Source organism: Arthrobacter sp. ok909 (assembly GCF_900104405.1).
In the GTDB taxonomy this organism is placed as follows: Bacteria; Actinomycetota; Actinomycetes; order Actinomycetales; family Micrococcaceae; genus Arthrobacter; species Arthrobacter humicola.
This window is the reverse complement of record NZ_FNJS01000003.1, coordinates 68687-91111: the sequence shown is the minus strand read 5'-3', so window position 1 is coordinate 91111 and position 22425 is coordinate 68687. Positions and strand designations below refer to the sequence as shown.

The window sequence follows — 22425 nt, the reverse complement described above, 5'->3', positions numbered from 1 at the left end:
GCCTATGCGCCAGCGACGGCGGAGAAGAGAATGAACGCTGCCGGGGAGGCGAAAACGATCGAGTCCAGGCGGTCCATGACGCCTCCGTGGCCGGGAAGAATGCTGCTCATGTCCTTGATGCCGAGCTCGCGCTTGACCATGGATTCGGCGAGGTCGCCGGCGGTGGCGGCGGCCACCATGCCCACGGCAAGAACGACGCCGACCCACCACGGCTTGCCCAGTACGAAGACCGTGGCGAGCACGCCGATGATCACCGCTCCCGCGATCGAACCCGCGAAGCCTTCCCAGGTCTTCTTGGGGCTGATCTTGGGAGCCATCGGATGCTTGCCGAGGGAGGCGCCCACGAGATAGCCGAAGGTGTCATTGGCAACCACGAGGAGCAGCAGCGTCGCGATCTGCCAGGCGCCCGGCGGGATCACACCGCCGGGCCACAGCCCGACCGGTGTCTCGCCGTCGGGAGTATGCAGCAGCAGAGCCGCGAAGCTGATCATGAACGGCACCCAGGACAGGGTGAAGACCCCGGCAAAGATGCTGCGCGCCGATCCGGCCGCGCCCTCAAGGGTCCGCCACAACAGCACCGCCACGCTGCTGGCCAGCATGGCAAACAGCAGGCTCTCGAGGCCGCCGAAGTAGGCGGCGATGGGCATGGCCACCGTGCCGACCATCACCGGGACAATCGGCACGCGGGTGCCGGCGGCCTCCAGGGCGCGGAAGACTTCCCAGACGCCGAAGATGGCGAAGGTCATGGTGATCAGGACAAAGCCCAGCGGGAGGAAAAGCAGTCCGCCCAGGACACACACGAGCATGCCAACGCCCACCACGGTAGCGGCGGGCAGGTTCCGGCCCGCCTTGGGCGTCGGGTTTTCGCGTGGTTTCCCCCGCCTCCGGGCGCGCGGCCCGGAGGCCTCCTGTGCCTGATTCATCAGACCTCGAGCAGCTCAGCTTCCTTGCGCTTGAGCAGCTCGTCAATCCCGTCCACGTGCGCCTTCGTCATGGCGTCCAGTTCCTTCTCGCCGCGGGCGCCCTCGTCTTCGCCGGCTTCGCCGTCCTTGACGAGCCGGTCCAGCGTTTCCTTGGCCTTGCGGCGGATGTTGCGGATGGACACCTTCGCGTCTTCGCCCTTGGACTTGACGATCTTGACGTATTCCTTGCGCCGTTCGCTGGTCAGCTCCGGAATGGTGATGCGGATGACATTGCCGTCGTTGGAGGGGTTGGCGCCCACCTCGGAATCGCTCAGGGCGCGCTCGATGTCACGCAGGGCCGTCTTGTCGTACGGGGTGACGAGGATGGTGCGGGCATCCGGGACCGCGAAGGAGGCCAGCTGCTGCAGCGGCGTCGGGGTGCCGTAGTACTCGACGATGACCTTGTTGTACAAGCCAGGCGTTGCGCGGCCGGTCCGGATCGAGGCGAAGTCTTCCTTGGCTACCTCAACTGCCTTGTCCATCTTGTCCCCGGCTTCGAGCAAGGTTTCTTCGATCACGGTCTCTCCTCAGAAATTGGTGCGTCCCGGCGGCCGGGGCGCGGCACGTTTTCTTGTGCGCCTGTGCATTCCGCCTGGCGCCTGTGTTTTCCGCCTAGCAGCGGAAAGGTCCTGAAAACATCCTAGCCGTTGCTAGGGGGTGACGACGGTGCCCAGGTCTTCGCCGCGGATGGCGCGGGTGACGTTGCCCTCGCCTTCCATGCCGAAGACCACCATCGTGAGGTTGTTGTCCTTGCACATGGTCATCGCAGTCTGGTCCATGACCCGGATATCGCGGCGCAGAGCGTCGTCGTAGCTGAGGCGGTGGAGCTTCTCCGCCGTCGGGTCCTTCTTGGGGTCGGCGGTGTAAACGCCGTCGACGCCGCTCTTGGCCATCAGGACGACGTCGGCGTGGACCTCCATGGCGCGCTGGGCCGCCACGGTGTCCGTAGAGAAGTAGGGCAGGCCGGCGCCGGCGCCGAAAATGACAACCCGGCCCTTTTCCATGTGGCGGATGGCGCGGCGGGGAATGTAGGCCTCGGCGACCTGGCCCATGGTGATGGCGCTCTGCACGCGCGTTTCCACCCCGGCCTGTTCCAGGAAGTCCTGGAGAGCGAGGCAGTTCATGACGGTTCCCAGCATGCCCATGTAGTCGGCGCGGGAACGGTCCATGCCGCTCTGGGACAGTTCGGCGCCGCGGAAGAAGTTGCCTCCGCCGACGACGATCGCGACCTCGACGTCGGGAACAGCGGCCGCGATCTGCTTGGCTACGCCACGGACGGTGTCCGGGTCAACGCCCAGTTTCCCGCCGCCGAAGACCTCGCCGGAGAGCTTCAAGAGGACGCGGCGCCTGTTCTTCTTTGGCTGGGCTGAAGTGGTGACGGTTTCCATGGTGCCTTCCCGTTGGTGAACTCTGAGTTAGGTTATCGTGCTGGGGGCCCAAGGCGGCATTCCGGCTGTGGCCGAAACGGGTACCTCGTGCATGCATGCAAAAGGGGTGGCCACCGTGGTGACCACCCCCTTAGCATGTCTGGCTATTGTCCGACGTATGTCTGACCAGTGCCTGACTGTTGTCTGACTAGGAGCCGACGCGGAAGCGCGTGAAGGCAGTTCCCTTGACGCCGGCCTCTTCGAGGACCTGGGCGACGGACTTCTTGGCATCCTTGGCGAATGCCTGGTCAACGAGGACCTCGCCCTTGTAGAAGCCGGTAACGCGGCCTTCGACGATCTTGGTCATCGCAGCTTCGGGCTTGCCCTCGGCCTTTGCGGTTTCCTCGGCGATGCGGCGCTCGGACTCGACGAGCTCGGCCGGAACGTCCTCACGGGTGAGGTAGTTCGGAGACATGGCGGCGATGTGGACGGCAACGTCGTGGGCTGCGGTGGCAGCTGCTTCGCCTTCACCGTCAACAGCGAACAGGACGCCGACCTGGGCCGGGAGGTCCTTGGAGGTCTTGTGCAGGTAAGCGTCGACCGTAGCGCCCTCGATGCGGGAGAGGCGGCGGACAACAACCTTTTCGCCCAGAACGGCGCCCTCTTCGATGACGACCTCGGACAGCGGCTTGCCGTCAACCTCGGTGGCCAGCAGGGTCTCGAGGTCGGCAGCGCCGGACTCGACAGCCACGGCCAGAACCTTGTCGGCCAGCTGGATGAACTTGTCAGCCTTGGCGACGAAGTCGGTCTCGCAGTTGACTTCGATCATCACGCCGACGCCGTTGGCGACCTTGGCAGCAACCAGGCCTTCAGCGGTGGAGCGGCCTTCGCGCTTGGTAGCGCCCTTGAGGCCCTTGATGCGGATGATTTCGATGGCCTTGTCGGCGTCACCGTTGGCTTCGTCAAGAGCCTTCTTGACATCCATCATGCCGGCGCCGGTGCGCTCGCGCAGAGCCTTGATATCAGCGGCAGTGTAGTTCGCCATGTGAACCCCTCTGTCTAGAAATTTATGTGGTGTACGGACCGACAGGACGGCTGCTCACCGAGTGAGCGGCCATCCTGTCGGTACCCCCTGCGCCGCAGGCAGCTGCATGCAGCGCGAGGGGAGATCCAGATTTACTTGTCTGCCTACTTGGCTTCGTCAGCAGCCGGTGCTTCTTCGGCGGCCGGAGCAGCCTCTGCAGCCGGAGCTTCTTCAGCAGCCGGTGCTTCTTCAGCGGCGGGCGCTGCAGCAGCTTCAGCCTTGTTGCCCTCGAGGAGTTCGCGCTCCCACTCGGCCAGCGGCTCTTCCGGAGCTTCCGTGGTGCCGGTGGCGCGCTGGTTACGGGCGATGAGGCCCTCAGCAACGGCGTCGGCGACAACGCGGGTCAGCAGGTTGACGGAGCGGATGGCGTCGTCGTTACCCGGGATCGGGAAGTCGACTTCGTCGGGATCGCAGTTGGTGTCCAGGATGGCCACAACCGGGATGTTCAGCTTCTTGGCTTCGTCGACAGCAAGGTGTTCCTTCTTGGTGTCAACGATCCACAGCGCGGAGGGCGCCTTGGTCAGGTTGCGGATACCACCCAGGTTGGTTTCCAGCTTGGTGAGTTCGCGGCGAAGGAGCAGCAGTTCCTTCTTGGTGTATGCGGAACCGGCGACGTCGTCGAAGTCGATCTCTTCCAGTTCCTTCATGCGCTGGATGCGCTTGGAGACGGTCTGGAAGTTGGTGAGCATACCGCCAAGCCAACGCTGGTTGACGTACGGCTGGCCAACGCGGGTGGCCTGCTCGGCGATGGATTCCTGCGCCTGCTTCTTGGTGCCGACGAAGAGGACGGTGCCGCCGTGTGCAACGGTGGCCTTCACGAACTCGTAGGCACGGTCGATGTAGGACAGCGACTGCTGCAGGTCAATGATGTAGATACCGTTGCGCTCCGTGAAGATGAAGCGCTTCATCTTCGGGTTCCAACGGCGGGTCTGGTGTCCAAAGTGGACGCCGCTGTCAAGCAGCTGGCGCATAGTTACGACGGGCATGCCGACGCTCCTTCCGGCAGGTCATTCATGAGAGAGCCCCTGGCTCTCTTACCCTGCCCATAGTTGACGGTTATTTAGCAATCGCCCGGGACGGGCGTTGCTCCTGGCATCCACTGCGCTTCCCATCCGTGCCGAAGGGAACGGACCGCAGGAGGCGCAGTCCTCCGCAGCGGAAGTTTGAGGCTTCTTTTGAGGAGGGCTGGATACGCGTAGTCAGCTGCTGCTCCCCCGCACCCCTGAATGAGGCGTGCCGGCTTGAACAATCACGACGGCCGCGACGACCATCACAATGCCTAACACGGTGACTGTCGCAGTGGCTATCGCGGTGATCATCACAAGCGTGAGGGCACAGCAAACTGCTCCACCAAGTGTACTACAGCAGCCCCGCCCCGAAGGACCGCTTTCGCCGGGCAGCGGGGCCGCAATCCGGGGGCGGAGCGGGGGCCTGCCCGGGACGTGGACCGGGGACGGGCGGGGACTGCCCGGGACGTGGACCGGGGACGGGCGGGGACTGCCCGGGACGTGGACCGGGGACGGGCGGGCGCCGAGCCGGGACGGGACCATCGGGCGCCGGTCGGGGCGTGGACCGGCGGGCGCCTGGTCGGGACCAGCGGGTACCGGGTCGGGGCCGATGGGCACCGCCTCCGGGCTGTTGGTAGCGCCTCGGGGCCGATGGGCACCGGCGGCCTAAGCCCCGCCCGCCGCCCGGGCGACGCTCGCGCTTTTCCACATAGCAGCCGAGGACGATTCCGCCCCGCGAGCTGCCGCGGCAGTCTGGAGGCATGAAGATCCCCGTCGGCCTGGCGGCGTTGCTCCTGGCACTGCCCGCCGTGCCCACAGTTCCGGTCCCCCAGCGTTCTGCACCCGAGGCTTTCGTCACCGCCGGGCCGGTCGGTCCCGAGGTTTCGATATCCAGCGTCCGGGGCTCCTCGGGGGCACCGCCTGTCCCGGCACCCACCTGGGACTGGCCGCTCAGTCCGCGGCCGGCGGTTCTGCGCGGTTTCGTTCCCCCGGCAAAGCCGTGGCTCAGCGGTCATCGCGGTGTCGACATTGAGGCGGCATACGACGGTGCCCCGCTGTTCTCACCGGAGGCCGGGACGGTGAGCTTTGTCGGAGTCGTGGTGGACCGGCCGGTCATCACCATCGATCACGGCAACGGGCTGCGCAGCAGTTTCGAACCGGTAGCCAGCGCCCTGACGGTGGGGGCCGCGGTGGCAAGGGGCGACATCCTGGGCCGCATGCAGATCGGCCACTGCGGACCCGCGCCGCCCTGCCTCCATTGGGGCGTCCGCCGAGGCGAAGACTACGTGAACCCGCTGGCGTTCGTAATGGATCTGAGGCCCTCAGTCCTGCTCCCGCCCCTGGCCACCAGCCCCGGATGAGGGACCGGCGGGCGGGCGCCGGTTGTTCGGTGCAGGTTGCCCCGGGCAGGTTGCCCGGCGCCGGTTGCCCCGTGCAGGTTGCCCGGTGCCGACGCCGAGCCGGGGCGCCTTAGACGATCGCGGAAATTCCGGTAATCGCGCGGCCAGTCACGAGGGTGTTGATTTCGTGCGTACCTTCATACGAGTAAATCGCCTCGGCGTCGGCAAACACTTTCGCCATCTCGAAGTCCGTCACGATTCCGTTGCCGCCGAGGATGCTCCGGCCCAGGGCCACACTTTCACGCATGCGCGCGGTGGTGAACGCCTTGGCCAGTGCGGACTGCTCGTCTTTGGCCTCGCCGGCGTCCTCCAGCTGGGACAGCCGGACCATCATGCCCATGGAGCTGACGGCATTGCCAAGGATCTGCACGAGCTGGTTCTGGATCAGCTGGAAGGAGGCAATCGGGCGGCCGAACTGGGTGCGCTCAACGGCGTAGCGCCGGGCGACGTCGAAGGCCGCGAGCTGCTGCCCCACCGCCTGCCAGGCCACCGCAAGGCGGGTGACCTTGAGGACTTTGTTGGTGTCGCGGAAGCTGTTGGCGTAGGCGAGCTTGAAGAAGTCCGGCACCACCACGTTGTCGAGAGTGATGTCGGCGTTCTGAACCGTGCGCAGCGAGATCTTGTTCTCGATCTTCGTGGCGCGATACCCCTCGGTCTTGGTGTCAACGAGGAATCCCTTGACCTGGTTGTCGTTGACGTCCCGGGCGTAGATGACCACCCAATCGGAGAAAGTGGCGTTGCCAATCCAGCGCTTCGCCCCGTTGAGGATCCAGTTCCCCCCGTCGCGCCGCGCCGTGGTGCGCGTACCGCCGGCAACGTCGGAGCCGCCGAGCGGCTCGGTCAGGCCGAAGGCGCCGATCTTCTTGAGGGAGTAAATGTCCGGAAGCCATGCATCTTGCTGTTCCTGCGAGGCAAGGGCTTCGATGGAGCCGGTGAACAGCCCGTCATGGACGCCCATGAACGTCGCGATCGACGTGTCCGCGCGGGTGGCCTCGGCATGCAGGATTCCTGCGAAAAGGTTCGAGTAGCCCTGCCGTTTGACCGGACTGACGAGGTCGATTTCGGCGAGCTTCGGGATCAGGTCCATGGGGAACTCGGCGCGGTTCCAGCAATCGACTGCGATCGGCTTGACCTCGCGGGCGAGGAACTCGCGCACTTCGGACAGCCTGTCCCGCTCCTTGGCGCTGAGAAGCTGCTCGAAGGCGAAGAAGTCGCCGTCGGCGTAGGGCAGGTTGTGGATGTCGATTGCAGCTTTGGACATGATGTTCCTTCACTCGTGATCAGCAGCGACCAAAAGGACACGGGCTTCGCGCCTGCGCTATGTTACTCACCAGTAACTTACCGCAGTTCTGGGACTGCTGCAAGCAGCCCCGCCACGCAAAGGGAGCCGTGGCCGACGTCGGACGTCAGCCACGGCTCCCGTGGGTGCGGACCCGAGGAGGTATCCGCACAAATGTAGGGCTACTCGGACTTGAACCGAGGACCTTAGGATTATGAGTCCCGCGCTCTAACCAGCTGAGCTATAGCCCCTTGCGCCCGGAGCCAGGCCAGACCCGTGGGGGCCGGACTGCTTCCGGGCAAAAACACTCTAGCAATAGTAGACGCAACCCACGTGCAGGCCGCCACCGCGGCTGGCGGCCGACTGGACCCCCTGCACCGGGACTGGGCGCAGCTAGAGCGGGACAAGGCCGGAGGACACAGCTGGACGGAGGACACGGTCACACGGGGCACCGCCAGAGCAGGATGCAGTCTGCTTAGACGACCAGGTCGTCGTAGCTGGCGCCCCGGTAGATGTCTTCGAACGTTTGCAGCGTCCGCTCGATGCCGTGGCTCTCTACCATTTCGCGGCTGATTTTCCCCATCGCCTCAAGCTGGTCTTCGGGCAGCGAGAGCACGCGCGCCAGCTTGGTGGCGAGATCATCGCTGTCGTTGGGGGTAAAGAGGTAGCCGTTCTCGCCTTCGCGCACCAAGTGCGGCAGCGCCATGGCGTCGGCCAGCAGGACGGGGGTAGACGCCGACATCGCTTCCAGGGTCACGAGGGACTGAAGTTCTGCCGTGCCGGGCATGCAGAACACATCGGCCGCGATGTACGCCTCGCGGAGTTCGGCGTCGCTGGCCAGCCCGAGGAACTTGACCCGGTCTGTCAGCCCGAGCCGGGCGACCTGGGCTTCGAGGGCCGGGCGGACTTCGCCGCCGCCGACGATTTCCACATGGATGTCCAGGTCCTTGGGCGTCTTGGCGACGGCGTCGATCAGCACGTCCACGTGCTTTTCCTCGGCCAGCCGGCCGACGAAGAGCGCGGTGGGGCTGGCGTGGCGTTCGACGGTTTCGTCGGGACGCAGCTCGTAGGCGGCGGCGTCGATGCCGTTGGAGAGGGGCAGGACCTTGCGGAGGAAGGCGTGCTGGTGCATGGCCCTGGCAGCGAGCGGTGTGGGCGTGGTCACGACGTCGGCCTGGCTCATGACCTTGCCCATGTCCCGCCACGAGATCCGGCCGATGATGTCTTTGAACCACTGCGGGAACGGCAGGAACGGGTTCAGGTTTTCCGGCATGAAGTGGTTCGTCGCTACCACGCGGATGCCGCGCTTCACGGCCTCGTACAGGACGTGCTCGCCGATCATGTAGTGGCTCTGGATGTGCACCACGTCCGGTTCGATGCGGTCGAACAAGAGCGCGATTTCCTTCTTGATCTCCCAGGGGAAGGTGATCCGGAAGTACTCGTGCGTCGGCACGGAGTGGGAGCGCAGGCGGTGCACGGTGGCCTCTTCGCTGAACTCGGTGAAGCTCGGACCCTTGCCCGGGCGGCATGCCAGTACGTGCACATTGTGTCCGCGGGCTGTCATCCCCTTAGCGAGACGGTAGCCGAACTGGGCGGCCCCGTTGACGTGGGGCGGGTACGTGTCAGCGGCAATCAGGATGGTCAGCGGAGGCTGGTTGTCGGACATGGTCACGTGAAGAGCTCCTGGTGGTCGCTGGCGGGCAGCTGGATCAAAGGTGGCCGGCTGGCGGTCGGTGCAGGCGCACCGGGCCTGTAGCCGAAGTCTGGACGGACGCCCTAGGACCTGCCCGCAGCCTTCCGCGCGTCCTTCTTGCGCTTGGTGACTTCCGGGTGGTGCCTGGAAAGGGCTATTACTCCCACGATAGCAAGGGATGCCGCCGTCCCCATGGCAATGGCCATAACGGGTTGGACGTCGGGACGCAGTTCTCCCAGAATGACGATGCCGATCGCGATGCCCACAATGGGGTCGATCACGGTCAACCCGGCGATCACGAGGTCCGGCGGTCCGCCGGAATAGGCGTTCTGCACAAACCACGATCCCAGTACGCCGGCAGCAACGATCGCCACAAGGCTGTACCACGGCACATTCAGCAGGAACAGTCCGTTCGGGTCCAGCAGATGCCTGCCGATAATGCGGGTCAGGACCGCCACGAAGCCGAAGAGAACCCCTGCGCCCAGGATGTAGACGAAGGCGCTCATGCGGTGCTTGAACAGGAGGGCGAGCGTGCCGAAGAGCCCCACCGCCAGGGCCAGGAGCAGGACGATGGTCAACTCGTCCTCGCTACTGACATTGTGGTTTTCCTGGGTCACGTTGACGGCCAGCACCACGAACATGGCTGAGCCGGTCACGCAGGCCGAGATGGCGACGATGGTGGCCCGGTTCATGCTCAGGCCCTGGTCCTTGGTATTGACCACAGTGGTGATGACCAGGGCGATCGCGCCGATCGGCTGCACCACCGTCAAGGGCGCCATGACGAGGGCGACGGCGTTCATCGCCATCCCGACGCAGAGCAGCAGGAACCCAAAGACCCAGCGCGGATTGCGCACAAGCCGCAGCAGCCCATGGGTGCTCAGCGCCAGGCCGCCGGTATCGGCCTTAACCGCGCTCCCCTGGCGCTGGGCGCCGAAGGCCAGGCAGAAGGCGCCAAGTACCGCCAGCAAAACCGCAAGCCAGACCATCAGTCGGAGCCGCCGTCGTGCATCCGCAGTTCCCTGCCCTTGCCGATGATGGCCCAGACGTAGTTGTAGGCCGCGATCCAGTGTCCCACCAGGCCGAGGCCCAGGAAGATCCAGGCGACCGTGGCGTAGACCTCGGCGGCCGGCACCGGCAGTTTGGACAGGACCAGAAGCGGTGTGCCCACCAGCAGCAGACCCGTGCGGATCTTTCCGATGCGGCTCACGGGCAGATCCGGGTGGCCATGGAAGTAGAACAGTGACAGAGCCAGCAGGATCGCATCCGGGACCAGCAATGCGGCGAGATACCACCACTGGACGACGCCGGCGATCACGAGGGTCACGGCGACGGCGATCAGCGACAGCCTGTCGGCGATGGGGTCCATGACCCGGCCGAGGTTGGACATCTGATTGAAGCGGCGGGCAATGTAGCCGTCCACCCAGTCGGTGCTGGCCATAACGGCGAGCACGAGGGCAGCGTAGCCGTACTCCTGCTCCGCGAGGACGAGCCAAATGAAGAGGGGAACACCCAAAAAGCGCACCACGGTCAGGATGTTGGGAACCGTGAAGACCGCGTCGCGGTGGACGAGGGGCTGCCCGGGGCGGGCACCAGCGCCGATGAATTTCATCGATTCCCCCTTTCCGTGGACGGCAACGGTTTGGCGAGTGGGTTCAGGAATCTGCCTAGCCCTTGATCAGCTTGCGCAGGAGGACCGCTAGTGCGGCCCCGGACGCTGCCAGCACTGCAAGGGGCTTCCAGCGCTGTTTGATCTGGCCGGCCAGGCTCTGCCCGTCGGCGGATGTGGCCGGCGCTCCCGCCGAGGAACGGGCTGAGGCACGGGCCGCGCGGAAGCCCGCGATCTTGTCCTCGAGCTGCTCTTTGCTTTCCTGCAGCCGCGCCTGGGTGGCGGACAGCAACCCCTGGGCTTGGGTCTTGACGTCGAGTTCCCGCCCGAGTTCGTCCCGGACACCGGTGAGATGCGTGCGGCGCTGATCCAACCGGCGTCGGAGTTCGGCCTCGGTGGGGGCTGGGCCCAAGTCCGGCTTGGCGGCAGCCTTGGCTTCCTTCTCGGCCTTCGCCTTGGCGGCGGCGGCTTCCTTGGCGGCCTTTGCGGCCTTGTACTGTTCCGAGTTCGGGTCAAGGACGGCCGCGTCGAAGGCTGAGCCTTCCTTGGCGATGCCGAGATCGTGCTTGAGTCCCCGGAGAGTGTCCTCGGGGACCAGCGGCATGGCGGCCTTGAACTTGTTGACGCCGATGAGCGCCCCGATCGCGGCGATGATCAGGAAGAAGGCGCAGGCCAGCAGTGCGGCAAGCCAGGCCGGCATGATGGTGGCCAGGCCCATGATGGCGGCAACGACCAGTCCGATCACCAGCAGAGCGACAAAGATCAGGGCGACGGCCAAGAAGGCGCCGGCAACGCCGAGCTGGATCCCCTTGCGCTTGAGTTCGGCCTTGGCCAGAGCAATCTCGTCATTGAGCTGTCGGGGCGCGAGTTTGAAGATCATCTTCAGGGTTTTCGGCAGCGCGGAAATGCGCAGCCCGCCGCCTGTCCCGCCGCTGTGACGTCCGCTCATCGGTCCTGCCTAACTGGTGCCATCCGTCGTTCCGCTCCCGCGGGCTTGCCGGGTCTGGACAGCTTCGCACAGACCCCGGGGTCAAAACTATCATTTCGGCTCTTGGGGGGCCTTTTCGGGCAAGGTGTGGCGCGCCCGCGCAACCACCCGCCGGCCGTCCTGGCGGGCCCTAGGATGGACCTCTGTGAGCACACCCCCCAATCCCGGTGATTCCCTGAGCCGCCGACGTAAATTTCTCTACATCCTGACGCTGGGCGCTTTGACTGCCCTTGGGCCGTTCACGGTGGACCTCTACCTGCCCGCGTTTCCGGCCTTGGAGGAGAACCTTGGCGTTTCGGCGGCGGCCGTGCAGCTGACGCTGACCGGCACCACCCTAGGGTTCGCGCTGGGACAGCTGGTGGTGGGGCCGCTGAGCGATAAGTTCGGCCGGCGGATGCCCCTGATTCTGGCGACGGCGGTGCACATCACAGCTTCCCTGGGCGCCGCCCAGTCCACGGACATCGCCACGCTGGGCCTCTTCCGTGTGCTCATGGGCGTCGGGGCCGCAGGCGGCGGTGTTGTGGCCATGGCCATGGTCCGCGACCTGTTCAGCGGCTACGCGATGGTGCGGATGTTTTCGCGCATGGCCCTCGTCAACGGGCTGGCCCCGATCCTCGCCCCGGTCATCGGCTCACAGCTGTTGTTGCTGATGCCGTGGCCCGGCATCTTCTTGTTCCTGGCGGCCTATGGAACGTGCGTGATCATCGCGGCCTTGTTCGTGATCCGCGAAACTCTGCCGCCGGAGCTGCGCGGAAAGACCGGGCTGACCGCACGCCAGCGCTACAAAGTGCTGTTCTCCGACCGGATCTTCGTGGGCCTGCTGCTGGTGGGTGGCATGAACTTCGCGGGCCTCTTCACCTATCTGTCCGCGTCGCCGTTCCTGTTCCAGAATGTCTACGGCTTCACGCCCCAGCAGTACGGGCTGCTCTTCGGCATCAACTCCCTCGGCATCGTGGCCGGCGTCCAGACCAGCGCAAGGATCGTCAGGCACGTGCCGCCACAATGGATCCTGGCCTGCTCCACGGCCTGGATGTTCCTTATGGCCGTGCTGATTGTCATCTTCGACCAGCTGGGCTTCGGCCTGTGGGGCGTCCTGGTGCCTCTGTGGTTCTACATACTTGGTGCCGGTTTCACCTTCCCCACCGTGCAGGTGCTGGCTCTGGCCAAACATGGCGCCCAGGCCGGAACAGCCGCCTCCTTGCTTGGCGCGGCGACGTTCATGATGGCGGGCCTGATCTCCCCGGTGGTCGGCTGGCTCGGCGTCAGCTCCGCAACCCCCATGGGCGCCGTCCAGGCCGCCTGCATCCTGATGGCCGCCGCAGCCCTGTGGCTGATCGTGCGGCCCAGCACGGTGCCGCCGATCCAGTAGGCCCGCGCCTGCTCCAAGGGAACATGCCCATCTTTCAAGCCCTTCCGGCGCGGGACATGCTCATTCTTCGCACCCACCCGGCAGGACATGCTCATTCTTCGCGCCCGGGGGTGGGCATAGGGGCACTATGTCCACCCGTTGGGGTCAGAACTGAGCATGTCCCCCGGCCACCCCGCGCTTCAGACCCACCCGAGGGGACATGCCCATCATTTGTGCCCACCCGGCAGGACATGCTCATTCTTCGCGCCCGGGGGTGGGCATAGGGGCACTATGTCCACCCGTTCGGGCCAGAACTGAGCATGTCCCCCGGCCACCCCGCGCTTCAGACCCACCCGAGGGGACATGCCCATCATTCGTGTCCACCCGGCAGGACATGCTCATTGTTCGCGCCCGGGGGTGGGCATAGGGGCACTATGTCCACCCGTTGGGGCCAGCGCTGGGCATGTCCCACGGCTCGCCGATGCTGCAGCTGCACCCACGGGACATGCTCATTCTTCACGCTCAAGACTGGGCACAGTGGCACTCTGTTCGGCGCCCGTGGCGGGAGATAAAGTTGTTTCATGCCCGATTGGCAGGTACCTCAGCCCCTCCCCGCCACGTGGCAGCGGTGCGACACCGGAATCCTGCCCCTGTGGTGGGATCGCCTATGCAGTCAGACCAGCCCGCAGTCGGCGGCCATGTACGCGGCAGGCCTGTTCACCGAAGACCGGCGCCGCCCGATTGCGCAGTGGTACAACCCGGCCTCCGACTCCGCCCTCCTGGTGGCGCCGGAGACCTCCCCGGAGTGGCCCGTGCAACGGTTCGGTATTTTCTATGCCCCGCCAGGGGGCGGGTTCACCCAGGTGCACTCTGCGCCGCATGAATGGCATCCGCGTGAGCCGAGGAAGTCCCCCACCGAGCAAGAAGCGTTCGAGGCCGCCGTCGCCGAGGCCCAGCGCTTCCTCCAGGTGGAAATGTACTTTGTCTGAGGCCAGAGAGTCCGAGCGCCCGAGGTCATGTGGGCTGAGGCCCGGGCGACTTCACACCCGGCGTCGCTGAACGCCCGGCGTCGCTGAACACTCTGAACACTCTGGACACCTGAACGCTCGGCTCCTGAGCAGCACGGCCACCGAAGACTCTGGCCACCGGATGCCCCGGGTCACCCGGGTCCACGGGTGACCCGGGTCCACGGGTGACCCGGGTCCCCGACGGATCAGAAACCGGACCCGAAAAAATCCAATAAAAAAGGTCCCGCGGCTGGTTTTCACCGGCCGCGGGACCTGTCCGCTCCTCCTGCTGGACTTGAACCAGCAACCCTTCGATTAACAGTCGAATGCTCTGCCAATTGAGCTAAGGAGGAATGAAGCAGGTATGACATTAGCAAACGTTTTGCCGGTAGGGAAATCGACCGGCAAAGCCGTAAAAGCAACCCGTGAAATACCCCCTCCGGGTATAAAAAAAGTCCCCGTCCCGGGAACCCGGAACGGGGACTGCGCGCTCCTCCTGCTGGACTTGAACCAGCAACCCTTCGATTAACAGTCGAATGCTCTGCCAATTGAGCTAAGGAGGAATGAAGCGGGTATAAGCCTAGCAAACACCAGCCCGGGAAACGAAATCGGCGCCTCAGGCGTCCGAGCGCAACGATCTCCGCTGCATCTCCAGCTGCATGAGTTCGCGATTCAGCCGCTGGAATTCCTCGGGATCGGCCGAGGCATCCAGGCGCTGCAATTGCCCCATCTTCTCCGCCTTCACGCGGGTGATCTGGAGCTCAAACAGGCGGGCCAGGATGTCCCTGCAGTAGCGCAGAACGCCCTCGGGCGTGTTAGCCGGCAATGGCACCACCGCAAGTTCGGACACGAGCGGCCGCAGCGGCTCGGGAACCTCCTGCAGCAGCTGCTCCACCCAGCGCACCGGATCCCCCGCGGACCCGAGTCCGGTGGCTCGGATGGCCTCGTGGATGGCGAGATAGGCGGGCGTGGAGAACCGTGCCTCGGAGAAACGCTGCCACGTCTCGCCCTCCAGCATGCCGGGTTCCTGGAGCGCGACCTCGAGGGCCTGACGCTCCATCGCCGCGACCGGGTCCCGCGGATCGGGCCGGTTGAAGGACGGAAGAACGGCCGACGCCGGCAAGGGCGCCACGCCGGGACCCGGCCCCGCGTAGCCGCGGCCTGACCCGGCATAGCCCGGGGCTCCCGCCTGCCCCGGGCCATGCCCGGTGCTGGGTCCGCCGGCCTGGGCGCCGCCCTGGCTGCGGCCCGGGCCGCCGCCCGGAGTGGCTGGGGCACCTTGTGCGGCGCGCTTGGTCGCCACACCGACGGCCCTGCTGACCTCCTCGACGGGCATCCCCAGCCAGCCAGCCAATTCACGGGCATACGCCGGCCGGATACCGGCGTCGCGGATCTGCGCCACCACGGGCGCTGATTCACGCAGGGCCGCGATCCGGCCCTCGACGGTGTCCAGATTGTGCCGTTTGAGGGTGGCGCGGATGGCGAACTCAAACAGCGGGCGGCGACTGCCGATCAGGTCCCGGACCGCGGAGTCGCCCTTGGACTGACGGAGCTCGCACGGGTCCGCGCCGCTGGGCTCCACAGCCACGAACGTCTGCGCGACGAAACGCTGGTCCTCTTCGAAGGCGCGCAGCGCCGCCTTCTGCCCGGCGGCGTCGCCGTCGAAGGTGAAGATGACCTCTCCCCCGCTGCCATCGTCGGACAGCAGCCGGCGGGCGATCTTGATGTGGTCCGTGCCGAACGCGGTGCCGCACGTGGCCACCGCCGTCGGAATGCCGGCCAGATGGCAGGCCATGACGTCGGTGTAGCCCTCCACCACCACGAGTTGGCGGTCCTTGGCGATGTTGCGCTTGGCGAGGTCGATCCCGTAGAGGACCTGGGACTTCTTGTAGAGCACGGTTTCGGGGGTGTTCAGGTACTTCGGGCCTTGGTCGTCCTCGTAGAGCTTGCGGGCGCCGAATCCGATGGTGTCACCTGCGATGTCCCGGATGGGCCAGATCAGCCGGCCGCGGAAGCGGTCGTAGATTCTCTGCTGGTTGCCGGGTCCCCCGGCAGAGAACATACCGGTCAGCTTGAGTTCTGCGTCGGTGTAGCCGCGGCCGCGCAGGTGCTTGAGCAGCGCGTCCCAGCCCTGCGGGGCATACCCCACCCCGAACTGTTCCGCCGCCGCACGGTCGAAGCCCCGGCCGTAGAGGAAATTTCGGCCCTCCGCGGCGCCCGGGGTCAGCAGCTGGGCCCGGAAAAACTCGTCGGCCACCTTGTGGGCATCCAGCAGCCGCTGGCGCCGGCCGATGTCCTCCCGGTTGGGTCCGGAGCCGCCGTCCTCGTAGTGGAGTTCGAAGCCGATCCGATGGGCCAGCTTTTCCACGGCCTCGTGGAAGGAGATGTGGTCCAGTTTCTGCACGAAGGAGATGACGTCGCCGTCCTCGCCGCAGCCGAAGCAGTGGTACCGGCCTACCTGGGGACGAACGGTGAAGGAGGGTGAGCGCTCGTCGTGGAAGGGGCACAGGCCTTTGTAGGACCCGAGCCCGGCACCCTTGAGCGTCACGTAGCCATCGATAACTTCTTTGATGTCGGTGCGCTGGCGTACTTCGTCGATATCTTCACGTTTGATCAGGCCGGCCACAGTGCCATCCTAGTACGCCGGGCCGACACGGACCGGCCCGGCCGGGGACTAGCGCCGGCGCTGCGGGCCTCCGGAAGCAGGGTCCCGGAGGCTGAGAGCGAGTTTCGGGCAGAGCGAGACGGCGTCGCGCGCGGCGTCCGCGTCGCCGGGCCTGATGGGGACGTCGGTGCGCTCAGGACCCTGCCTTCCACGGGCCACCGGGTACCCCCAGTCGTCCCGCACGAGCACCCCGGCGAGCAGCTCCGTGCACAGGCCGCGGCCGTCGCACCTGGTCCAGTCGATGTGAAGGGTGGCCGTCATGGCGTCCAGCTTCCGGATCCGGAGCAGCGCCCGGTGAGATGGGACCGCACGTCGTCGGCGAAGACCTCCAGCGCACTGCTGATCAGCTGCGCTGTTCCGTCCGGGTGATGGCAGGCACCGCGTCCTGAGACAAGCGTGCCGAGCCGGCCCAGTTCCCCCGGCAGCCGCGGGTCCTGTTCCCCCGCTGCGATCCGGTTGAAGATTCCCGCCATGGCGGGCAACCCGAACATGCAGGGGCCACATTGCCGGGCGGACTGCCCGGCCAGGTACGCCACGATCCCCGCAGTGGCCCCAAGCCCGCACTCCTGCGCCCCCAAGGCGTGGATGACGCCCGCTCCGGGCCGGACCACGTGGCCGGCGGGACCGCCGGGCGAGAGGACGTAGGCCGCCGGCCGCACCCAGCGGCCGTGGTAGCCGCCGACGAGAACGGCCGACAGGGAGGCCGGGTCCATGCCGGCGGATTGAACGACGTCGGTGAGCCTTGCACCGCCGGGCACCTCCAGGACGACGTCCGGGCCGGGCCCTGGGCCGGACACGGACAGCAGCCGCGTGCCAGGGTCCGTGGGCGTCCCGACTTCGCGGAACCAGGCCCCGCCGAACCGTGCGATGAGGGCCACATGGGCCAGGGTTTCGACGTTGAGGACCAGGGTGGGGCGCCCCTTGAGCCCGGTGTCGCTGAGCCGGCGGCCTTTGTCGAGCGGGATCGCGGAGCCGGTGGCGATGCTGTTGACGACGGCGCTCGCCTCGCCGGAGATGAACGTTTCCGGTGACTCCACGAGCTGGATCCGGCCGCTCCCGGGGTGTCCAGAGAGGGCCTCCTGCACCCCGGGAAGGCTGGCGGCAGGCGCATAGAGGTACATTTGGGTGCCCGAGACTGCCCGCGTCACGGCCAGCAGACCGTCAATCACCAGGTGGGGGGCGTGCGCCAGGAGCGTACGGTCCTTGAAGCTCAGCGGCTCCCCTTCGGCGCCGTTGGCGATCACGACGGGCCGCGCGGGAACAAGGCGCTTCCGCTCGGATTGTGATGTCGCCAGCGCCTTGCGCCAGGTCGCGAAGGCGGCGCCGCCGCGTCCGGTCAGACCCGACGCGTCCAGCAGATTCAGCAGCCCGGGTGCGACGGCGTCGGGATCAAGAGGCCCGAAGGTGTCCACGTGCCGGGCGTACCCGGCCTCCGCGCCGGCGGCCAAAAGACGCGCCAGCGGCTGCGCATTGGGCAGCGGCGGTTGAGGGAGCACGCCGGGTATCGAGCTCATTGGAGGTTACTTCCACGGGCTCTGGCGGTTTCGAGGAACGTTGAAGAGAGCCGCCACAGCAGGGCACCGGCGATCGCCGCACCGGACGCTGCCGCCAGCAGCAGAAACCACTGGCCGGCGGCGTCCGTGCCGTTGCCGAGTGCGTGGGCCATCGCCACCGGCCAGACCGCGTAGGTGAGCCAGTGCACGGCCTTGAACGTCCGGTGCCCGATCCGCTGCCGCAGCAGGGCCGTCACGATGACGGCCGCGACAAGGTCCAGTGCCACGGTCCCCAGGCCCTGCCAGAACGGCCGGAACGAGCCAAGGAACGGCACAACGACGTCGACGGGCCGCAGCTTCGCGAAGGAGTCCAACAACAGGGACCCAACGTGCAGCCCCAGGAACACCGTGGCCAACAAGGCGATGTTCCGGTGCAGGATGCTGACGGAAAACCTCGGAAGCACCAGCAAGGGCCGGCCGGAGCGGGTGAGGATGCCCAACAGGACCGACACCGTGAACAGGGCAAGAGACATGAAGCCGCTCACCCTGCCGAACGCCCACATTGCCTCATCCACGGGACGCACGAACTTCCATGCTGTTGCTCTCCGCCGGCCAGCCGCCGGTGGTGACAATGCGTCCGCGGTGATCCACCAGCCGGGCCGTGACACCCGCGGAACGGAACCATTCGACGGCGGCGAAGCCGCGAACAATGCCGGCGGTGCTGAAGGCATTGGCTTCCAGGCACGTCGGAGCCGCCACGGTCACCGTCTTCCACACGGCCTCTGCGGGCAGTCCGAAGCGGGGATCCAGAATGTGGTGGACGTCCGCTCCCGCGTGCTTCCACCGGCGTTTTTGCGTGCTGGACGTGGCCATGGCGAATCCGGGGTCCAGGGCGATGTGATGGCTCGGGTCCGTGGGAAGGTCCTGGACCAGAATCTGCCACGGCCCTGCCGCTCCGGGGCCCGCGTCTGGGGCCGCAGCGCCGGGGCCCGCGCCGGGGGCCGCAGCGCCGGGGCTTCCCGGCCCCGGGCCGGCGGTCGCCAGGTCGCCGCCCAAAGAGACGAGCACCCCGCATCCCAGCTGCGAATGCACCTCGGCTGCAGCGCGGTCGGCTGCGGCTGCCTTGGCGGTGGCGCCCAGATCCAGCCGGATGTCCGCGGGAACGGTCAGGGTCCGCCCGTCAATCCTGATCCGTGACCACCCGGGAACGCGCCGTGCCCGGACCGAACCGGCCGGCGGGACCGGGTGCGAACCCTGCGGACGGGGATCGTCCGGGAGCACCTGCACGCTGACGATATCCCGGTCATACCCGAGGGCGGCCAGATCCGCGCCGAGGGTCGGATCGACGGCGCCGTCCGTCCACCGGGCGGCGGCCAGGGCCCGCTCAACCAGGTCGAGGAGTGTCGGACTGACGATCGCCCCGGCGGCCAGCTGCGGTTGGAGCCTGGTGAGTTCCGAGTCGTCCCGGAAGCGGCTGCAGGCGAGCTCGACGTCGGCAAGGACGCTCTGGACGACCTCCTGGGCCGCGGCGAGCATTCCGGCGTCGGTAACAGCGAGGGAAGCTTCAAGGCCCCAGACGGTCCAAGCTGCCTGCGCCTCCACCTTAGGACCCCGACGATTGACCGTGGGTGACGCCGCCGTTGCCCGGCTGGACGGGGGTGAATCCGTGCGAGCGGTTCGAGCCGTTATTCTGCGTGGCGCTGCCGCCGCCCGCCGTGCCGGAGCCGTGGCGCGCTGACCGTCCGGACGAGTTCGAGCTGGCGGTCGCAGGAGAAGTCTTTGAAGCGCTGGACGGCGTGGCGGAATACACGACGGCGGCGGCGACGCCCGCAGCCGCGAGGCTGCCGATGCCGACTGCCGCGGTGATGCCGCTGGCCAGTCGCCTGCCCTTGTCCCGGGTATCCACGCGTGTCCCCTTCCTCTGCGGTCAGGCCTGTGTTCCCATGATCCCCGGAGTTCCTTTGTAAACCCTTAGACATTCCTGTCTATTGGATGGTGGTCCTGGCCGCTGGCGGCTGGCTTGGTCACCACAGCGACGGCAGGCTGCCCACGAGACGCTCGTACATGGCCAGCGCCGAGCCGTCCGTCAGTGACGCGACCTGGTCGATCACGACGCGCAGCCTCCCGGCGTCGTCCCCCGCGTCGAGCCAGTCGGCGGCGAACATCGGCTCCAGGTGGCGGTCCTCCGTGGCGCTGAGGGCGGTGACGAGGGCGTGCAGGACCTCCCGCTGGCGCTCGTAGATGGGCTGGCGGTGCTCGGTGGTCATCACAAACGTGGTGGCCAGGCCCTTCATCACCGCGATTTCCATGACGGTCTCGTCCGGGACGATCAGTTCCGCGTGGTAGCGGGTGAGGTTCTCCGGGCCGTAAACGGCGCGGGTGGCTTCCAGCGCACTCTGGCAGAACCGGCCAATCAACTGGCTGGTCATGTCTTTGAGCGCCGCCATGGCCTTGCGGCTGCCGTCGGCCTCGCGCACCCAGACGCTCGTGGCCTCCAGCCGGGCCAGCGCGGCGTCGATCGCGGCGGGGTCGTTATGCGGCAGGTACCACTGCTTGGCGTACCCGACGACGCGGGCGCGGTGGTCCGGGTTGTCCATCCAGCGCAGCTGGAAGTGCCCTGCGACGATCGCGTCCTCGACGTCGTGCACCGAGTAGGAGATGTCGTCCGCCAGGTCCATGACCTGCGCTTCGAGGCAGGACCGGCGTTCCGGGGCGCCTTCGCGAATCCAGTCGAAGATGGGGAGATCGTCCTCGTAGGCGCCGAACTTGCTGGTCCGCTCCCCGTGGATGACGGGCGCGTTGACGGCGGACCACGGGTACTTGGCGGCGGCATCGAGACTCGCCCGGGTCAGGTTCAGGCCTGCCGGACGGCCGTCGGGGGCCAGGACCTTCGGCTCCAGCCGGGTCAGCAGCCGCAGCGTCTGGGCGTTGCCTTCAAAGCCGCCGATCGCGTGGGCGACCTCGTTGAGAGCCGCTTCCCCGTTGTGGCCGAAGGGCGGGTGGCCGAGGTCATGGCTGAGGCAGGCGGTGTCCACGACATCGGGGTCGCAGCCGAGGGCTCGGCCGAGTTCGCGGCCCACCTGGGCCACTTCGAGGCTGTGCGTGAGCCGGGTCCGGACGAAGTCGTCGGTATCCGGGGCGACCACCTGGGTCTTCGCGCCGAGCCGGCGCAGGGCCGAGGAGTGCAGGACTCTCGCACGGTCACGTTCGAAGTCCGACCGGTAGGTGGTCTTGGGCGGCTCTTCGACCCACCGGGCGGAGTCGCGGGAGGTGTAGCCGTCCAGGACGGGGGCGGTGGTCCGGGTCTCAGCCACCGGAGACATCCAGTTCGGCGAAGGAGATGTCGCGGCTCTGCTCGTCATCCAGGGTCCGGTTCAGCAGCCAGTCCTTGGGCAGGGCGGGCTTCTTGGGCGAGCCGGCGCGGCCGCGCGGGCCCTCGGCGTCGACCCCGGGGTACGGAGAGTCGAGGTCCAACTGGTCCAGGGTTGCGCGGAGCACCTCGAGGCTGGTGACGAGCGCCAGTTTGGTCCGCAGCTCGCTGCCGACCACGTAGCCCTTGAAGTACCAGGCGATGTGCTTGCGGATTTCGCGCAGGGCCTTGCCCTCGTCCCCGAACGTCTCGACCATTAGCTCGGCGTGCCGGTAGACGCTTTCGGCCACCTGGCCCAGATCCGGCCGGTGCCGCTGGTCGCTGCCTTCGAACGCGGCCATGAGATCGCCGAACAGCCACGGCCGGCCCTGGCATCCCCGGCCGACGACGACGCCGTCCACGCCCGTTTCGCGGACCATCCGGACCGCGTCTTCGGCGGACCAGATGTCGCCGTTGCCGAGGACCGGGATGTCCGGCAGCGCCTCGCGGAGCCGGGCGATGGCGGACCAGTCGGCCTGGCCCGAATAGAACTGCGCGGCCGTGCGGCCGTGAAGAGCGACGGCGGCAACCCCGGAGTCGCGGGCGATCCGGCCGGCATCAAGGTATGTCAGGTGGTCCTCGTCGATGCCCTTGCGCATCTTGATGGTCAGCGGGATGTTGCCCTGAGAGGCTTCCTTGACAGCGGTCTGGACGATCGAGGTGAAGAGGTCGATCTTCCAGGGCAGGGCCGAGCCGCCGCCGCGCCGGGTGACTTTGGGGACCGGGCAGCCGAAGTTGAGGTCGATGTGGTCCGCCCGGTCTTCCTCGACCAGCATCCGGACGGCCTGGCCGACGGTCACGGGGTCCACTCCGTAGAGCTGGACGGAGCGGACTTTCTCGTCGTCGTCGTGCGAAATGATGCGCAGCGACTCCGGTGTGCGTTCCACGAGGGCGCGCGAGGTGACCATCTCCGCGACATACAGGCCGCCGCCGTATTCACGGCACAGCCTGCGGAAGGCGGAGTTGGTGATACCCGCCATGGGGGCCAGGATCACGGGGGTGTCCACGGTGATCGGGCCCAGCTTCAGGGGCGGGAGTTCCAGCTTGGGGGCGGGAGGCGTTGCTACAACAGTCACCCGACCATTGTCTCAAAGACGGGCAAATCGGTCGGATCCGG

Annotated in this window: 21 protein-coding genes and 3 tRNA genes; 3 read left to right on the top strand and 21 right to left on the bottom strand. The window is 66.9% G+C overall.

Annotated features, from left to right (window positions below; translation table 11 throughout):
- Positions 1-2: 2 nt before the first annotated feature.
- The 5 genes from BLR03_RS03830 to rpsB all read right to left on the bottom strand — a co-directional run bounded on the left by BLR03_RS03830 (position 3) and on the right by rpsB (position 4399).
- Positions 3-923, bottom strand: a complete 921-nt coding sequence (locus BLR03_RS03830; RefSeq protein WP_091249646.1) for a phosphatidate cytidylyltransferase — start codon at positions 921-923, stop codon at positions 3-5.
- Entirely contained in the window at positions 923-1480 is a 558-nt protein-coding gene (gene frr, locus BLR03_RS03825) for a ribosome recycling factor (RefSeq protein ID WP_091249643.1), read from the bottom strand. Before frr ends, BLR03_RS03830 begins: the two co-directional genes overlap by 1 nt.
- Before the next feature lie 132 nt (positions 1481-1612).
- Positions 1613-2350 (bottom strand): UMP kinase, encoded by a 738-nt coding sequence (pyrH, locus tag BLR03_RS03820; protein ID WP_018774549.1) that lies wholly within the window; start codon positions 2348-2350, stop codon positions 1613-1615.
- A gap of 187 nt (positions 2351-2537) precedes the next feature.
- Positions 2538-3374, bottom strand: a complete 837-nt coding sequence (gene tsf / locus BLR03_RS03815) for a translation elongation factor Ts (protein WP_091249641.1) — start codon at positions 3372-3374, stop codon at positions 2538-2540.
- 143 nt (positions 3375-3517) lie between these two features.
- Complete coding sequence (rpsB, locus tag BLR03_RS03810) at positions 3518-4399, bottom strand: 30S ribosomal protein S2 (protein WP_091249638.1); 882 nt, start codon at positions 4397-4399, stop codon at positions 3518-3520.
- Positions 4400-5181: 782 nt separating this feature from the next.
- Between rpsB and BLR03_RS03800 the strand changes: the two genes are divergently transcribed.
- Entirely contained in the window at positions 5182-5781 is a 600-nt protein-coding gene (locus BLR03_RS03800; protein WP_091249634.1) for a M23 family metallopeptidase, read from the top strand.
- Between the two features lie 109 nt (positions 5782-5890).
- Here BLR03_RS03800 and BLR03_RS03795 read toward each other — a convergent pair whose 3' ends face one another.
- The 6 genes from BLR03_RS03795 to BLR03_RS03770 form a co-directional block, all read right to left on the bottom strand.
- Positions 5891-7081 (bottom strand): acyl-CoA dehydrogenase family protein, encoded by a 1191-nt coding sequence (locus BLR03_RS03795; protein WP_091249631.1) that lies wholly within the window; start codon positions 7079-7081, stop codon positions 5891-5893.
- Positions 7082-7276: 195 nt separating this feature from the next.
- Positions 7277-7350 (bottom strand) — tRNA-Ile (locus tag BLR03_RS03790).
- Positions 7351-7574: 224 nt separating this feature from the next.
- Complete coding sequence (locus tag BLR03_RS03785) at positions 7575-8771, bottom strand: glycosyltransferase (RefSeq protein ID WP_091249630.1); 1197 nt, start codon at positions 8769-8771, stop codon at positions 7575-7577.
- A 104-nt stretch (positions 8772-8875) separates the two neighbouring features.
- Positions 8876-9778 carry a DMT family transporter gene (locus tag BLR03_RS03780; protein WP_091249627.1) on the bottom strand — a complete coding sequence of 301 codons (903 nt, stop codon included), beginning with the start codon at positions 9776-9778 and terminating at the stop codon, positions 8876-8878.
- Complete coding sequence (locus BLR03_RS03775; RefSeq protein ID WP_091249624.1) at positions 9778-10401, bottom strand: CDP-alcohol phosphatidyltransferase family protein; 624 nt, start codon at positions 10399-10401, stop codon at positions 9778-9780. The genes BLR03_RS03780 and BLR03_RS03775 overlap by 1 nt, the downstream gene beginning before the upstream one ends.
- Positions 10402-10456: 55 nt before the next feature.
- On the bottom strand, positions 10457-11347 hold the full coding sequence (locus BLR03_RS03770) for a phage holin family protein (RefSeq protein WP_091249622.1): 891 nt from the start codon (positions 11345-11347) through the stop codon (positions 10457-10459).
- Between the two features lie 184 nt (positions 11348-11531).
- Between BLR03_RS03770 and BLR03_RS03765 the strand changes: the two genes are divergently transcribed.
- A complete protein-coding gene (locus BLR03_RS03765) occupies positions 11532-12755 on the top strand; it encodes a multidrug effflux MFS transporter (protein ID WP_091249620.1) in 1224 nt (407 codons plus the stop codon).
- Positions 12756-13315: 560 nt separating this feature from the next.
- Positions 13316-13723 (top strand): hypothetical protein, encoded by a 408-nt coding sequence (locus BLR03_RS03760; protein ID WP_091249618.1) that lies wholly within the window; start codon positions 13316-13318, stop codon positions 13721-13723.
- Positions 13724-14021: 298 nt separating this feature from the next.
- Here BLR03_RS03760 and BLR03_RS03755 read toward each other — a convergent pair.
- From BLR03_RS03755 to dusB, 10 genes are all read right to left on the bottom strand, one after another.
- Positions 14022-14094 (bottom strand) — tRNA-Asn (locus tag BLR03_RS03755).
- A 137-nt stretch (positions 14095-14231) separates the two neighbouring features.
- Positions 14232-14304: transfer RNA gene (locus tag BLR03_RS03750), tRNA-Asn, on the bottom strand.
- A gap of 53 nt (positions 14305-14357) precedes the next feature.
- A complete protein-coding gene (gene dnaG, locus BLR03_RS03745) occupies positions 14358-16367 on the bottom strand; it encodes a DNA primase (RefSeq protein ID WP_091249617.1) in 2010 nt (669 codons plus the stop codon).
- 48 nt (positions 16368-16415) lie between these two features.
- Positions 16416-16667 (bottom strand): ferredoxin, encoded by a 252-nt coding sequence (locus BLR03_RS03740; protein WP_091249612.1) that lies wholly within the window; start codon positions 16665-16667, stop codon positions 16416-16418.
- Positions 16664-17920 (bottom strand): NADH-ubiquinone oxidoreductase-F iron-sulfur binding region domain-containing protein, encoded by a 1257-nt coding sequence (locus tag BLR03_RS03735; RefSeq protein WP_091249608.1) that lies wholly within the window; start codon positions 17918-17920, stop codon positions 16664-16666. Before BLR03_RS03735 ends, BLR03_RS03740 begins: the two co-directional genes overlap by 4 nt.
- On the bottom strand, positions 17917-18474 hold the full coding sequence (locus BLR03_RS03730) for a ferric reductase-like transmembrane domain-containing protein (protein WP_254788144.1): 558 nt from the start codon (positions 18472-18474) through the stop codon (positions 17917-17919). Before BLR03_RS03730 ends, BLR03_RS03735 begins: the two co-directional genes overlap by 4 nt.
- Positions 18467-19501, bottom strand: coding sequence for an FAD:protein FMN transferase (locus BLR03_RS03725; protein WP_254788143.1), 1035 nt, complete (start codon positions 19499-19501; stop codon positions 18467-18469). The genes BLR03_RS03730 and BLR03_RS03725 overlap by 8 nt, the downstream gene beginning before the upstream one ends.
- 1 nt (position 19502) lies before the next feature.
- Entirely contained in the window at positions 19503-19805 is a 303-nt protein-coding gene (locus tag BLR03_RS03720) for a hypothetical protein (protein WP_091249601.1), read from the bottom strand.
- Between the two features lie 118 nt (positions 19806-19923).
- A complete protein-coding gene (locus BLR03_RS03715; RefSeq protein ID WP_175460403.1) occupies positions 19924-21222 on the bottom strand; it encodes a deoxyguanosinetriphosphate triphosphohydrolase in 1299 nt (432 codons plus the stop codon).
- Positions 21206-22384 (bottom strand): tRNA dihydrouridine synthase DusB, encoded by a 1179-nt coding sequence (dusB, locus tag BLR03_RS03710; protein WP_091249593.1) that lies wholly within the window; start codon positions 22382-22384, stop codon positions 21206-21208. Before dusB ends, BLR03_RS03715 begins: the two co-directional genes overlap by 17 nt.
- Positions 22385-22425: the final 41 nt, after the last annotated feature.